This is a genomic window from Modestobacter sp. SYSU DS0511 (genome assembly GCF_054050755.1).
In genome coordinates this window covers 15,489-29,178 of record NZ_JBJGZY010000018.1, presented here as the reverse complement: position 1 = coordinate 29,178, position 13,690 = coordinate 15,489, and the positions used below count along the sequence as shown (strand labels likewise).

Below are 13,690 nucleotides of genomic sequence, written 5' to 3'. Positions count from 1 at the left end.
GACTCCTCCGGGGGAGCCATCTCACGGTGCACGGGCGCCACGGCCGCCGGGCGAGTGGGAGCATGGGAGGCGCCATGACTGCTCTCCCCCTGGTCTTCGACGCCCCGCGCCGCACCAAGCCACCCCGCCACCTGGCCGACCTCACCCGTGAGGAGGCCCGCGCGGCCGTGGCCGAGCTCGGGCAGCCGGCGTTCCGCGCCGACCAGCTCGCGCGGCACTTCTACGCCGGCGTCACCGACCCGCAGCAGATGACCGACCTGCCGGCCGCAGCCCGCGCGGACCTCACCGCGGCGCTGCTGCCCGGTCTGCTCACCCCGGTACGGCACCAGTCGGCCGACGGCGGGCGCACCCGCAAGACGCTGTGGCGGCTGCACGACGGGGCGCTGGTGGAGAGCGTGCTGATGCGCTACCCCGACCGGGCCACGGTGTGCATCTCCAGCCAGGCCGGCTGCGGCATGGCCTGCCCCTTCTGCGCCACCGGCCAGAACGGCCTGACCCGCAACCTGTCCGCCGCGGAGATCATCGGCCAGGCGGTCGCCGCGGCCGCTGCGATGGCCAACGGGGAGATCCCCGGCGGGCCCGGCCGGCTGTCCAACGTCGTCTTCATGGGCATGGGCGAGCCGCTGGCCAACTACCCGCGGGTGCGCAAGACCCTCGACGCGCTGCTCACCCCGGCGCCGCACGGGCTCGGACTGGGCCAGCGCTCGGTGACGGTCTCCACCGTCGGGCTCGTGCCGGCGATCCGCAAGCTCACCGACGAGGGCCTCAACATCACCCTGGCGGTCAGCCTGCACGCGCCCGACGACGAGCTGCGCGACACGCTCGTCCCGATCAACACCCGTTTCAAGGTCGCCGAGGTGCTCGCTGCGGCCGACGACTTCGTCAAGCGCACCGGCCGGCGGTACTCGATCGAGTACGCGCTCATCCGCGACGTCAACGACCAGCCCGAGCGGGCCGACCTGCTCGGCCGGCTGCTGGCCGACCGGCTGGCGCACGTGAACCTCATCCCGCTGAACCCGACCCCCGGCAGCAAGTGGGACGCCAGCCCGCTGCCGGCCCAGCGCGAGTTCGTCGCCCGGCTCCGCGCCGCCGGCGTGCCGACGACGGTGCGCGACACCCGCGGCCAGGACATCGACGGCGCCTGCGGGCAGCTGGCCGCGGCCGACCGGGTCGACGGGGTGCCGAGCGTCGCGGTGGCCACTCCCGGGGTCGAGGAGGGTGTCCCGCTCGGGTCCGAATCGGACCAGGCGTGAGCGCCCCGGGGGTGCTCCCGGGGTCCGCTCCCGAGCACACCCACGCCGACGTCTCAGGCGGCTGGCTGCGCGCGGCCGTCTTCGGCGCGATGGACGGGCTGGTCACCAACACCGCACTGGTGGCCGGGGTCGGCGCCGGTGGCGCGGCCGCCCGCACCGTCGTGCTGTCCGGGGTGGCCAGCCTGGTGGCCGGGGCCATCTCCATGGCGCTGGGGGAGTACACCTCCGTGCGCACCCAGAACGAGCAGCTCGACCTCGAGGTCGCCAAGGAGCGCGGCGAGCTGGCACGCAACCCGGCCGGCGAGCGGGCCGAGCTGGTCGCGCTGCTGCGCGACCGCGGCGTCGACGACGACCTGGCCGAGCAGGTGGCCACCCAGCTGTCCCGCGACCCCGAAGCAGCCCTGCAGCTGCACGTGCTGGCCGAGCTGGGCGTGAGCGCGGCCGACCGCCCCTCACCCCGCGTCGCGGCGGTCTCCTCGTTCCTGACCTTCGCGACGGGCGCGCTGATCCCGCTGCTGCCCTACCTGCTGGGCTTCCCGCTGCTGTGGGCCGCGCTGGCCAGCGGTGGGCTGGGCCTGGCCGTGGCCGGCGCCGTCTCCTCCCGCTTCACCCCGCGCTCGTGGTGGTCGGCCGGGCTGCGCCAGCTGCTGTTCGGCGCGCTGGCGGCCGGGGCCACCTACCTCATCGGCCTGGCGATCGGCGTCTCGGTCGCCTGACCCGGCCGGGAACGACGCAGGCCCGCCCCCGGTGGGGACGGGCCTGTCGACCTGCCCCGTCCAGCGGCTCGCCCCGGGCGTGCACGGGGTGCGGAGGACGGGGTGCTTGCTTCAGCGTGAGCGCCAGGCGTTCTTCCGCCGCCGCGCGTCCCAGACCAGCAGCCCCGCCAGGTACAGCGCGAAGCCGACGATCCACAGGTTCTCGACCTGGCCGTCGTGGTTGCCGATCAGGAAGGCGAGGACCACCAGGACCATGAGCCAGCCGCCGATGCGGCCCCACTTGCCGGCCTCACCGTGCCACCCCCAGTCCTCGGGGGCCTCGTGGGTGATCGGGGCCTCGCCCGCGCGGACGATGCCCTCCTCGCGCTCGGACTGCTCGACCACCCGGGCGCTGGTCTGGTGGCCCTGTCCCCGGCCGCTGTGCTCGCTCACGGGGGTCATCTTGCCAGGCGCGGTCGGCGCGCACCCGGCGGACGGCGCGGCGGGTCCTGACAGGATCGCGTCGTGACCGAGTTGCGCAGCACCGAGCCCCGCACCGTGACCGTGCTGGGGTCGACCGGGTCGATCGGCCGGCAGGCGATCGACGTCGCGCGGCAGTTCCCGGACCGGCTGCGGATCACCGGTCTGGCGGCCGGGGGCGGCGACGTCGCGCTGCTGGCCGAGCAGGCGCTCGCGCTGGGCGTGCGCACCGTGGCCGTCGCGCGGGCCACCGCCGCCCAGGACCTGCAGCTGGCCTTCTACGCCGCCGCCCAGCAGCGCGGCTGGGCGCAGGGGCGGTACGCGCTGCCGGAGATCCTGGCCGGACCGCGGGCCGCCGAGGAGCTCGCCGCCCGCCCCGCCGACGTCGTCCTCAACGGCATCACCGGGTCGATCGGCCTGGGTCCCACGCTCTCGGCGCTCGCGGCCGGGCGCACCGTGGCGCTGGCCAACAAGGAGTCGCTGGTCGCCGGTGGCGCGCTGGTGACGGCGGCGACCGCCCCGGGGCAGCTCGTCCCGGTCGACTCCGAGCACTCCGCGCTGGCCCAGTGCCTGCGCGGCGGCGACCGCGGGGAGGTGGCGCGGCTGGTGCTCACCGCCAGCGGCGGTCCGTTCCGCGGCCGCACCGCCGCCGAGCTGGCCGGCGTCACCCGGGAGGAGGCGCTGGCCCATCCCACCTGGGACATGGGGCCGGTGGTCACCATCAACTCCGCCACCCTGGTGAACAAGGGCCTGGAACTCATCGAGGCCCACCTGCTGTTCGGCGTCCCCTACGCGGACATCGACGTCGTGGTGCACCCCCAGTCGATCGTGCACTCGATGGTCACCTTCGCCGACGGCGCCACCATCGCCCAGGCCAGCCCGCCGGACATGCGGCTGCCGATCGCGCTGGCGCTGGCCTGGCCCGACCGGCTGCCCGCCGTGCAGCCGGCGCTGGACTGGTCGACGGCGAGCACCTGGGAGTTCGCCCCGCTGGACGAGGAGGTCTTCCCCGCGGTGCGGCTGGCCCGGCAGGCGGGTGAGGCGGGGGGCGTCGTCCCGGCGCTGTACAACGCGGCGAACGAGGAGGCGGTCGCGGCGTTCACAGCGAACCGCCTGTCGTTCCCAGCGATCGTGCAGGTCATCGCGCGTACCCTCGACGCCGCGCCGGACCTCGGCGCACCCACCTGTGTCGAGGACGTGCTGGCCGCCGAGAGGTGGGCCCGGGAGCACGCCCGCGCCGCCATCGGCCTCCGCACCTGAGGCCGGGCATCTGACGAGGGAGCTGAGCTGAGCGGGTTCCTGCTGACGGTCCTCGGGGTCGTCGCCTTCGCCGTCGGGCTGCTGTTCAGCATCGGCTTCCACGAGTTCGGGCACTACTTCTGGGCCCGGAAGTTCGGCATGCGGGTGCCGCAGTTCTTCGTCGGCTTCGGCCCGACGGTGTGGTCGCGCCGCCGCGGGGAGACCGAGTTCGGCATCAAGGCCGTCCCGTTGGGCGGCTTCATCCGGATCGTCGGCATGATCCCGCCGGCCGAGCCGGACGAGAGCAAGCGCGCCACCCGGATGCGCAGCTTCATCGCCGAGGTCCGCGGCGCCGCGCTCAACGACGTGCTGCCCAGCGACGGGAACCGGGTCTTCTACAAGAAGCCCTGGTGGCAGCGGGTGATCGTGATGGCCGCCGGGCCGGCGCACAACCTGGTGCTGGCCGTGCTGCTCTTCCTGGTCCTGCTGGTCGGCATCGGCATCCCCATGAGCAGCACGACGATCGAGCGGGTGCCCGCCTGCGTCGTGCCGGCCACGGCCACCACCACCGACTGCGACACCCCGATCGACGCCTCGGGCACCCTGCCCGCCCCCAGCCCCGCGGCCGAGGCCGGGCTGCAGGCGGGGGACCGGATCGTGGCCGTCGACGGCGAGCAGATCCCCCAGGACCCCAACGACGAGGGATGGGCCACCCTGGTCCGCCGGGTCCAGGCCAGCGCCGGCACCCCGCTCACCCTCACCGTCGAGCGCGACGGGTCCCGCGAGCAGGTCACCGTCACCCCGATCGAGAACCAGGTGCGCGAGGCCGACGGCGACGTCGTCACCGCCGGGTACCTGGGCGTCCAGTCCGCGCCGCTGTACACCCGTCAGCCGGTGAGCGCGCTGCCCGGCTACTTCGCCGACGTGGTCAGCGAGTCCGTGCAGCGGCTGCTCGGCATCCCCGAGCGCATCCCGCAGCTGTTCCGGGCGGCCTTCCTGGGCGAGGAGCGCGACCGGGAGGGCCCGATCGGGCTCGTCGGCGTCGGCCGGCTCTCGGGGGAGGCGTTCGCGTTCGAGGGGTTCAGCAACACCGACAAGATCAGCTTCTTCGTCGGGCTGCTCGCCAGCCTCAACCTGATCCTCTTCCTGTTCAACCTGCTGCCCATGTACCCGCTGGACGGCGGCCACGTGGCCGGCGCGCTGTACGAGAAGGCGCGGTCCACCGTCGCCCGGCTGCGTGGACGCCCCGACCCCGGCCCGTTCGACATCGCGCGGCTGATGCCGGTGGCCTACGTCGTCGCCGGTGCCTTCGTGCTGCTGTCCCTGCTGCTGGTCGTCGCCGACGTGGTCAACCCGATCACCCTGCGCTGACGAAGGACCCGTCCTCCGCACCGTGCGCAGGCCCGCGGCTCCGACCACCTCACCGACCACGACGACGGTCACACCGGGCATCCCGGCGGCAGGGTGGCGGGCAGGGGGATACTGACCGGCATGGCGACCCCCGTCAGTCTCGGCATGCCCGCAGCTCCTCCGCCGGTCCTCGCGCCCCGGCGCAAGACCCGTCAGCTCGACGTGGGGGGCGTCGGCGTCGGCAGCGACTCCCCGGTGAGCGTCCAGTCGATGTGCACCACCAAGACCGCCGACATCAACGCCACGCTCCAGCAGATCGCCGAGCTCACCGCCTCCGGCTGCCAGATCGTGCGGGTCGCGGTGCCCGACACCGACGACGCCGAGGCGCTGCCCATCATCGCCAAGAAGTCGCAGATCCCGGTGATCGCCGACATCCACTTCCAGCCGCGGTACGTCTTCGCCGCGATCGACGCCGGCTGCGCCGCCGTCCGGGTCAACCCGGGCAACATCAAGAAGTTCGACGACAAGGTCGGCGAGATCGCCAAGGCCGCCAAGGACGCCGGCACCCCGATCCGGATCGGGGTCAACGCCGGCTCGCTGGACAAGCGGCTGCTGGCCAAGTACGGCAAGGCCACCCCGGAGGCGCTGGTCGAGTCGGCGCTGTGGGAGTGCTCGCTGTTCGAGGAGCACGACTTCCGCGACATCAAGATCTCGGTCAAGCACAACGACCCGGTGATCATGGTGCGGGCCTACGAGCTGCTCGCCGCCCAGTGCGACTACCCCCTGCACCTGGGCGTCACCGAGGCCGGGCCGGCCTTCCAGGGCACGATCAAGTCGGCCGTCGCCTTCGGTGCGCTGCTGAGCCAGGGCATCGGCGACACCATCCGGGTCTCCCTGTCGGCGCCGCCGGCGGAGGAGGTCAAGGTCGGCAACCAGATCCTGGAGTCGCTGAACCTGCGCCAGCGCGGCCTGGAGATCGTCAGTTGCCCCTCGTGCGGCCGCGCCCAGGTCGACGTCTACAAGCTCGCCGACGAGGTCACCGCCGGCCTGGAGGGCATGGAGGTGCCGCTACGGGTCGCCGTCATGGGCTGCGTCGTCAACGGCCCGGGCGAGGCCCGCGAGGCCGACCTCGGCGTCGCCTCCGGCAACGGCAAGGGCCAGATCTTCGTCAAGGGCGAGGTGGTCAAGACCGTGCCCGAGTCGCTGATCGTGGAGACCCTCATCGAGGAGGCCATGCGGATCGCCGAGGCGCAGGTCGCCGACGGCACTCCCTCGGGTCCGCCCGTCGTCAGCGTCTCCTGAGCCACCGGACCGAGAGAGCGAGGGGCCGGGGTGCTGCGCGCGCCGTCGGCACGGGTCCTGGACGCCGGTGACGAGCCCGCCGTCCGGGAGCTGCTGGCCACCGACCCGGTCGCGGCCTGCATGCTGGCCGGCCGGATCGAGGTCCACGGGACGTCGACCTCCGCCCTCGGTGCGCCGCTGTGGGGCCTGCACTCGGGACGGCGGCTGGACGCGGTCTGCCTGGCCGGGGCCAACCTGATCCCCTTCGCCCGACCGGGCGCCGAGCAGGCCGCGGCGACCGCGTTCGCCGGCCGGGCCCGACGCGCCGGACGACGCTGCTCGACCGTGGTCGGGCCGGCGGCGGCCGTGCTCCCGCTGTGGGAGCTGCTCGAACCGTCCTGGGGCCCCGCCCGCGAGGTGCGGGCCCGGCAGCCGCTGCTGGCCATCGAGGGGCCGCCGGCCGTGCCCGTCGAGCCCCGGGTGCGCCCGGTCAGGCTCGCCGAGCTGGACACCCTGCTGCCCGCGGCGGTCGCCATGTTCACCGAGGAGGTCGGGGTCAGCCCGCTGCGGGTCGACGGCGGCGCCGGCTACCGGGCCCGGGTGACCGAGCTGGTCCGGGCCGGGCAGGCGCTGGCCTGGATCGAGGACGGGCAGGTGCTCTTCAAGGCCGACGTCGGTGCGGCCTCCCGGGCCGCCTGCCAGGTGCAGGGCGTGTGGGTCGCGCCGCACCTGCGGGGGCAGGGGATCGGCCAGGGTGGCACCGCGGCCGTCGTGGAGTACGCGCGCACGGCGATCGCCCCCGTGGTGAGCCTCTACGTCAACGACTACAACCGGGCCGCGCGCGCCACCTACGAGCGGGTCGGCTTCCAGCAGGTCGGCACCTACGCCTCGGTTCTCTTCTGAGCACTCGTGTGAGTCCCGGGGCTGCTGGTGCGGCGCTCTCGGTCTCCGGCCCGGCGTCTGCCAGGGTGGGTGGGTGCGTGCACGGGGAACGGTGACCGGTTCAAGGGCGGGACGGGCGACGGCGGTCGCGGGGACGGCGGTGCTGCTGCTCGGACCGCTGCTGACCGGCTGCTCGTCGGACCCCTCCGACGACGTCCGCGCCGCAGCGGAGGCGTTCCTGGCCGACTGGTCGTCCGGGGACACCGCAGGAGCGGCCGGCCGGACCACCGACCCCGCGGCGGCCACCGCCCTGCTGGAGCAGACGGCCACCGACCTCTCCGGTGCCGGGCTGTCGGCCGACGTCGGCGAGGTGCGCGTGGGCGAGGACGGGGCGGCGGCCGTCGACTGGACGGCCACCTGGGACCTTGCGGCCGCGCCCGACTGGGAGTACCCGGCCACCCTCTCGCTGACCGAGACCGACGACCGCTGGCAGGTGGTCGCCGAGCCCACGACGGTGCACCCCGAGCTCGGCGCCGGCCAGCACCTCGAGGTGACCCGCACGCTCCCCGAGCGCGCGCCGATCACCGACGCCACCGGCGCCCCGCTGTTCACCGAGACCGAGGTGGTCAACGTCGGCGTCGACCCGGCCCAGGTCACCGACCTCCCGGCCCTGGCCCAGGAGCTGGCCGCGGCCACCGGGGTCGACGCGGCGGAGATCACCGCCGACGTGCAGGCCGCACCGGCCGGCCAGTTCGTGCCGGTGATCACCCTGCGGCGTCCGGACTTCGAGGCGATCCGGGCACAGGTCTACGACCTCCCCGGCGCCGTCTTTCCCACCGACACCCGGCTGCTGGCCCCCTCGTCGCGGTTCGCGGTCGGGTTGCTCGGCCGGGTCGGCCCGGCCACCCAGGAGGTGCTGGACGAGAGCGCGGCCGACGGCGCCCCGCGCTACGCCGCCGGGGACCAGCTCGGACTCTCCGGGCTCCAGCGGCAGGCGCAGGAGCAGCTGACCGGCACCCCCGGGTTCACCGTCTCGGTGGTCAGTGCCGACGAGGCCACCGCCGACGCCGGCCGGGTCGTCGCCACCGTCGACCCGGTGCCCGGCACCCCGCTGCAGACCCCGCTGGTGCCGGCGGTGCAGAACGCCGCCGACGCGGCGGCCGCGACCCAGCCGCTGGCCACCCACCTGGTCGTGGTCCGGCCGGGCACCGGCGAGCTGCTCGCGGTGAGCTCCAACGAGGCGGCCAACCCCTCGTACGCGCTGTCGGGCCAGTTCCCGCCCGGGTCGAGCATGAAGACGATGACCGCGACGGCGCTGCTCGGCGCCGGGGTGGTCACCCCGCAGACCCCGGTGCCCTGCCCGGGCACGACCGTCGTCGACGGCCGGGAGTTCGAGAACGAGGACCAGTTCGACCTGGGCACCGTCCCCTTCACCCAGGCGTTCGCCGAGTCCTGCAACACCACCTTCATCCAGCAGGCGCTCACCCTGCCCGACGACGCGCTGTCGCAGGCGGCCGCCTCCTACGGCGTCGGGGCGGAGTGGGACCTCCCGGTCGGCATCTTCAGCGGCCAGGTGCCCAGCACGAGCACCGGCACCACCAAGGCCGCCGACGCCATCGGTCAGGGCGAGGTGCTGATGAGCCCGGCCCAGCTCGCGCTGGTCGCCGCCGGCATCGCCAGCGGCACCCCGGCGGCCCCGGCGGAGGTCGTCGGCGCGGACCCGGCGGGCCCCGCCCCCGCCGGGCCCGGCGCGGCCGTGCTGGACCAGCTGCGGCCGCTGATGCGGGAGGTCGTGCTCAGCGGCACCGCCACGGCGCTGGACGACCGGGGCCAGGTCTTCGGCAAGACCGGCACCGCCGAGTTCGGCACCAACACCCCGCCGGACTCCCACGGCTGGTTCATGGGCTACCAGCTGGGCGGCCCCCAGGGTGACATCGCGTTCGCCGTCCTGGTCGAGGCCGGGCAGTCCAGCAGCGCCGCCGTCGCCGTCACCGACGCCTTCCTCGGCAACCTCGGCTGATCGAGGACCTCGGCCCCCTCACCCCTCGCAGGCTCGGGGCGAGCCTCCGGCCGGGGCCGTAGGGGGAGCGAGCTCCTCCGTGGCCCTATGCGGGGAGGCCGGGCAGGGCGCTGGTGATCGGCGTCCGGCCGGCCGCCGTGCGCCAGCCGACGGCGCGCAGCTCGGCCGCGGTCAGCTCGCGCACGGCCAGCTCGCGGATCGCCTGACCGGCGGCCTGGTCGAGCACCCACGTCCAGGACCGGGACGTCCCCTCCTCCAGGGTAGCCGCGAGGGCCGCGGCGTCCACCGGGGAGAGCACCGGGAAGGGCAGCGTGTAGCCGCCCCGCGCGGGCACCGGGTCCAGACCGCGTTCGGCCAGGAGGGTGAGCAGGGCGTCGCGGACGTCCCGGTGCGCCTCCTCGGCGGCGGCGACCACGGCCCGCTCCTCCTCCTCGGGCCAGGCCGCCCCGACCACGCCGTAGCCCCAGACGGCCGCCCGGGTGGCGGCCAGCGCGTCCTGCAGCGCGGCGGCCTCCCGGCCGGCCGGGGTCGTCGATCCGCTCGCCGGTGTCCCGCCGTCGGTGTCGTCAGCCATCGCCGTGCCGCCCTCCGCCTCGTCGTCCGCCTCGTCGTCCGCCGGGGATCTCCCGACCGGCCCGGCCGGTCACGCCAGCAGCCCGTCCTGGCCGCGCAGGCCAGCGGCGATGCTGCCCAGCAGGGCCGCGCGGGCGCCGCTGAAGGTGGGGGCGGCAGCGGCGTGCGCGTCGGCCGTGGCGACGACCTGCGTGCGCAGCCACGCCCGGGCACCGGCCGGGTCCGGGCCACCGCCGGCCGGGGGGGTCGAGCTGCCTGTCGCCCGGGGCGATGCCGCCTGCAGCCGGTCGAGCTGGGTGCGGGCCTGCTGGGCAAGCGTCGCCGCGTCAGCGGCCAGCTCCGGGTCAGCGGCGAAGGCCTGGTCGTAGGCCCGGACCAGCGTCTGTTGCACGGTCAGCTGCGCCGCCAGCTGGTCGGCCTGCTGGGGGGTGACCGCGTCGGCCGGGTCGCCGCCGCCGCCGCCGGCCGTGCACGCCATCGCCGTGGCGGCGGTGCCCGCCAGGGCGGCCGCGAGCAGGGTGCGCCGGGAGAAGGCGCTCGCGCGCGGGACAGGGGAGCCGGCAGCGGACATCGGCGTCCATCCTGACAGCCGACCGGCTCCGTCCCGGGGGTGACGCACCGGTGTGCCGCGGGAGTCCGTCGCTGGCCGCGAGCAGGTCCCCGCCCGGGCGGTAGCCTGACGGTTCACCCCGACGCGCCCGCACCGGCGCCGCGCCCCGGCTCCCGGTCCGCGAGGTGACGCCCGCACCGCACGACCACCCGACGCACGCACCACCCCACGCACGCACGACAGGAGGCAGCCGGTGTCCACCCGAGGTGCCCGCACCCCCGACGCGGTGACCACCCAGCTCGCCGCCTCGGTCGAACCGGTCGTCACCGCCGCCGGCTACGACCTGGAGGAGCTGGTCGTGCGCCCTGCCGGTCAGCGCTCGGTCGTCCGCGTGGTCATCGACCGGGACGCCGGCGTGAGCCTCGACGACGTCGCCGAGCTCAGCCGGGCCCTGTCCGACGTGCTGGACGGCGAGGACGAGGCCTTCGGGCGGGCGCCCTACGTGCTGGAGGTCACCAGCCCCGGGGTCGACCGGCCGTTGACCGCGCCCCGGCACTGGCGCCGGAACGTCGGCCGGCTGGTCGACGTCACCGTCGGCCCGGACGGGTCGCGGCAGCCGCTGGTCGCCCGGGTGCTGCGGGTCACCGACGAGGGCGTGGTCCTCGAGGTGCAGAAGGGCGGGGCCAAGAAGGGCCAGGTCCGCAGGGCGGCAGGGGAGCGGACGGTCGTCTGGGCCGAGCTCGGCGAGGCCCGGGTGCAGGTCGAGTTCGCCCGCCCCGCGGGGCACCGGGACGCCGATCTGGTCCACGAGCCGACCGGTGACGGTGAGCACGACGACGAGCACGACGACGAGCACGACGACGACGAGGACGAGAGCGCAGACCTCGACACCGGCGACGACGACGAGATGGACCACGAGCAGGACCCGGCCGGTTCGCCCGCGGCCGACGCGAGCGGACGGACCGGGCGACCGGGGTCGCGCCGCGCGCCGCGGGACGACCGGCCGCGACGAGGAGGCAGGAAGTGAACATCGACGTGACCGCCCTCAAGGCGGTCGAGCGGGAGAAGGGCATCCCCGCGGACACGGTGCTGGAGGCGATCGAGACCGCCCTGGTCACCGCCTACCGGCACGCCGACGGCGCCGCCAAGCACGTGCGCGTGCACGTGGACCGAAAGAGCGGTGAGGTCGCCGTGCTCGCCCAGGAGCTCGGGCCCGACGGCGAGGTCGTCCACGAGTGGGACGACACCCCCCGCGACTTCGGCCGGATCGCGGCGAGCACCGCCAAGCAGGTCATCGTGCAGCGGCTGCGCGACGCCGAGCACGAGCAGACCTTCGGCGAGTACGCGGGCAAGGAAGGCGACATCGTCAGCGGCATCGTCCAGGCCGACCAGCGGCGCAACGCCAGCGGCGTCGTCATGGTCGACATCGGCAAGGTGGAGGCCACCCTGCCGGCCGCCGAGCAGGTGCCGGGGGAGCGCTACGTCCACGGCAGCCGGCTCAAGGGGTACGTGGTCTCGGTGGCCCGCAGCTTCCGTGGCCCGCAGGTGACGGTCTCGCGCACCCATCCGAACCTGGTGCGCAAGCTGTTCGCGCTGGAGGCCCCGGAGGTCGCCGACGGCAGCGTCGAGATCGTCTCGGTGGCCCGCGAGGCCGGGCACCGGACCAAGATCGCCGTCCGCACCTCGGTGCCCGGGCTCAACGCGAAGGGCGCGTGCATCGGCCCGATGGGCCAGCGGGTGCGGAACGTGATGAGCGAGCTCAACGGCGAGAAGATCGACATCGTGGACTGGTCGGACGACGACGCCACCTTCGTCGCCTCCGCGCTGTCGCCGGCCCGGGTCTCCAGCGCCCGGGTCGTCGACCCCAAGGCGCGGGCCGTGCAGGTCGTCGTCCCCGACTACCAGCTGTCGCTGGCGATCGGCAAGGAGGGCCAGAACGCCCGCCTCGCCGCGCGGCTGACCGGGTGCCGGATCGACATCCGCAGCGACGCCCAGCCCCTCGACGACGGCCCGACCTCACCGGGTGTCGGACGGGCGCCGCTGCGACCCGGCTCCGCCGAGCAGCGACCCGGGCTCCGCGGCCCGCAGACGGGGCAGCGCCCTCCGGTGCGGCGGGCGGAACATCCCGGACGAGCAACGCGCTAGACTCATCGATGGCCGACACGTCGATCCCGGTCCGCACCTGTGTGGGGTGCCGGCGACGCGCTCCGGTCACCGAGCTGTTGCGTGTCGTCGTCCGTGACGGGGGGCTCACCCCCGACCCGCGGCGGCGGCTCCCCGGCCGGGGTGCATCCCTGCACCCCACCGGTGAGTGCCTGCACGCAGCAGTGCGGCGCCGGGCCTTCCCGCGCGCGCTGCGCAGCAGCGTGCCGCTGGAGACCGGTCCGCTCGAGAGCCACATCGCCCGGTCCGCCGGGCGTGCGGCGCCGGGCGGGACACCGTCGGACCGGCACCCGGCCGGTCCACCACTCGAACAGGACGACCCCTCGGATGAGCAACCCGTGAAGTCGCCACGATGACCATGCACCACTGACGACGAGGTCGAGCGGGCCAGCCGCCGGCCTCACGAAGAGGAGACCCGTGCCAGGCAAGGCCCGCGTACACGAGCTCGCGAAAGAGCTCGGCGTCGACAGCAAGGCAGTGCTCGCCAAGCTCAAGGAGCAGGGCGAGTTCGTGAAGTCCGCCTCGTCCACCGTCGAGGCCCCGGTGGCCCGACGGCTGCGTGAGGCGTTCCCCGGGGGTGGCTCAGGCTCCGGTGAGAGCCGCAGCAGCTCCGCCCCCCGTCCCGGTCCGCGCCCGGCCCCCCGTCCGGCCGCGCCCAGCGCGCCGGCGGCCGCGCCCCAGGCTCCGGCGACCCCCGCTCCGGCGCCCGCGCCGCAGGCCGAGGCGCCTGCGCCGCAGGCTCCGGCGGCTCCTGCCGCGCCCGCACCGGCAGCACCTGCACCTGCACCGGCGGCCGGGCCCCGTCCCGGCCCGCGGCCCGGTCCCCGTCCGGCGGCTCCGGCCCCGACTCCGCCTCCCGCCCCGGCCCCGGCCGCGGCGAGCGCGCCTCCCCAGCAGCCCCCGGCCGCACCGCAGTCCGGGCCCCGTCCCGGTCCCGCGGCGCGTCCCGGTGCCGGTGGCGGCGCCACCCCGGGCGCTCCGCGTCCGGCGGGCGCCGGGCCGCGACCCGGCCCCCGGCCGGCGCCGCGTCCGGGCAACAACCCCTTCAGCAGCGCGCCGCGGCCCGCGGCCCCGGGGCGTCCCGGCCCCGGTGGCGCTCCCGGCCAGGGTGGTCCCCGCCCCGGCCCGGGCGCCGGTGGCCCGCGTCCGGCGGCCGGTCCCGGTGGGCCCCGTCCCTCGGCTGGTCCGGGTGGGCCCCGTCCCT

13 protein-coding genes and 1 pseudogene are annotated in these 13,690 nt (G+C 75.5%); 11 read left to right on the top strand and 3 right to left on the bottom strand.

Annotation, left to right across the window (positions count from 1 at the left end):
• Nucleotides 1-74: 74 nt before the first annotated feature.
• Complete coding sequence (gene rlmN / locus ACI783_RS10980) at nt 75-1,253, top strand: 23S rRNA (adenine(2503)-C(2))-methyltransferase RlmN (protein ID WP_457084713.1); 1,179 nt, start codon at nt 75-77, stop codon at nt 1,251-1,253.
• The gene (locus ACI783_RS10975; RefSeq protein WP_457140472.1) at nt 1,250-1,969 is read left to right on the top strand and encodes a VIT1/CCC1 transporter family protein; all 720 of its coding nucleotides are present in this window, start codon (nt 1,250-1,252) and stop codon (nt 1,967-1,969) included. Before rlmN ends, ACI783_RS10975 begins: the two co-directional genes overlap by 4 nt.
• 111 nt (nt 1,970-2,080) lie before the next feature.
• On the opposite strand, the gene ACI783_RS10970 is transcribed toward ACI783_RS10975, so the two are convergent.
• Nucleotides 2,081-2,410 (bottom strand): DUF2631 domain-containing protein, encoded by a 330-nt coding sequence (locus tag ACI783_RS10970; protein WP_457140471.1) that lies wholly within the window; start codon nt 2,408-2,410, stop codon nt 2,081-2,083.
• A 63-nt stretch (nt 2,411-2,473) separates the two neighbouring features.
• Between ACI783_RS10970 and dxr the strand changes: the two genes are divergently transcribed.
• From dxr to ACI783_RS10945, 5 genes are all read left to right on the top strand, one after another.
• Nucleotides 2,474-3,688: a 1-deoxy-D-xylulose-5-phosphate reductoisomerase gene (dxr, locus tag ACI783_RS10965; RefSeq protein ID WP_457140470.1), complete on the top strand. Its 1,215-nt coding sequence runs from the start codon at nt 2,474-2,476 to the stop codon at nt 3,686-3,688.
• Nucleotides 3,689-3,715: 27 nt separating this feature from the next.
• Nucleotides 3,716-5,038, top strand: coding sequence for a M50 family metallopeptidase (locus ACI783_RS10960; RefSeq protein ID WP_457140512.1), 1,323 nt, complete (start codon nt 3,716-3,718; stop codon nt 5,036-5,038).
• 120 nt (nt 5,039-5,158) lie between these two features.
• A complete protein-coding gene (gene ispG, locus ACI783_RS10955; RefSeq protein ID WP_457140469.1) occupies nt 5,159-6,319 on the top strand; it encodes a flavodoxin-dependent (E)-4-hydroxy-3-methylbut-2-enyl-diphosphate synthase in 1,161 nt (386 codons plus the stop codon).
• Nucleotides 6,320-6,349: 30 nt separating this feature from the next.
• Nucleotides 6,350-7,201 (top strand): GNAT family N-acetyltransferase, encoded by an 852-nt coding sequence (locus ACI783_RS10950; protein ID WP_457140468.1) that lies wholly within the window; start codon nt 6,350-6,352, stop codon nt 7,199-7,201.
• Between the two features lie 139 nt (nt 7,202-7,340).
• Nucleotides 7,341-9,200 carry a penicillin-binding transpeptidase domain-containing protein gene (locus ACI783_RS10945; RefSeq protein ID WP_457140467.1) on the top strand — a complete coding sequence of 620 codons (1,860 nt, stop codon included), beginning with the start codon at nt 7,341-7,343 and terminating at the stop codon, nt 9,198-9,200.
• Between the two features lie 85 nt (nt 9,201-9,285).
• Here ACI783_RS10945 and ACI783_RS10940 read toward each other — a convergent pair whose 3' ends face one another.
• Nucleotides 9,286-9,774 (bottom strand): ferritin-like domain-containing protein, encoded by a 489-nt coding sequence (locus ACI783_RS10940; RefSeq protein ID WP_457140466.1) that lies wholly within the window; start codon nt 9,772-9,774, stop codon nt 9,286-9,288.
• Nucleotides 9,775-9,843: 69 nt separating this feature from the next.
• Nucleotides 9,844-10,344: a hypothetical protein gene (locus ACI783_RS10935; protein WP_457140465.1), complete on the bottom strand. Its 501-nt coding sequence runs from the start codon at nt 10,342-10,344 to the stop codon at nt 9,844-9,846.
• Between the two features lie 232 nt (nt 10,345-10,576).
• Here ACI783_RS10935 and rimP point away from each other — a divergent pair, with 232 nt between their 5' ends.
• The 4 genes and pseudogenes from rimP to ACI783_RS10915 all read left to right on the top strand — a co-directional run.
• The gene (gene rimP / locus ACI783_RS10930) at nt 10,577-11,350 is read left to right on the top strand and encodes a ribosome maturation factor RimP (protein ID WP_457140464.1); all 774 of its coding nucleotides are present in this window, start codon (nt 10,577-10,579) and stop codon (nt 11,348-11,350) included.
• Nucleotides 11,347-12,468: a transcription termination factor NusA gene (gene nusA, locus ACI783_RS10925; protein ID WP_457140463.1), complete on the top strand. Its 1,122-nt coding sequence runs from the start codon at nt 11,347-11,349 to the stop codon at nt 12,466-12,468. Before rimP ends, nusA begins: the two co-directional genes overlap by 4 nt.
• Nucleotides 12,469-12,476: 8 nt before the next feature.
• Nucleotides 12,477-12,842 carry a YlxR family protein gene (locus ACI783_RS10920; protein WP_457140462.1) on the top strand — a complete coding sequence of 122 codons (366 nt, stop codon included), beginning with the start codon at nt 12,477-12,479 and terminating at the stop codon, nt 12,840-12,842.
• 61 nt (nt 12,843-12,903) lie between these two features.
• A pseudogene (locus tag ACI783_RS10915) lies at nt 12,904-13,044 on the top strand (translation initiation factor IF-2 N-terminal domain-containing protein); the annotation flags it as partial.
• Nucleotides 13,045-13,690: the final 646 nt, after the last annotated feature.

Bases quoted from the DNA above. Each gene is read 5' to 3' on its own strand.
- rlmN (WP_457084713.1), top strand. From the start codon at position 75: ATGACTGCTCTCCCCCTGGTCTTCGACGCCCCGCGCCGCACCAAGCCA.
- ACI783_RS10920 (WP_457140462.1), top strand. From the start codon at position 12,477: ATGGCCGACACGTCGATCCCGGTCCGCACCTGTGTGGGGTGCCGGCGA.
- ACI783_RS10935 (WP_457140465.1), bottom strand. From the start codon at position 10,344: ATGTCCGCTGCCGGCTCCCCTGTCCCGCGCGCGAGCGCCTTCTCCCGG.
- ispG (WP_457140469.1), top strand. From the start codon at position 5,159: ATGGCGACCCCCGTCAGTCTCGGCATGCCCGCAGCTCCTCCGCCGGTC.
- ACI783_RS10970 (WP_457140471.1), bottom strand. From the start codon at position 2,410: ATGACCCCCGTGAGCGAGCACAGCGGCCGGGGACAGGGCCACCAGACC.
- ACI783_RS10940 (WP_457140466.1), bottom strand. From the start codon at position 9,774: ATGGCTGACGACACCGACGGCGGGACACCGGCGAGCGGATCGACGACC.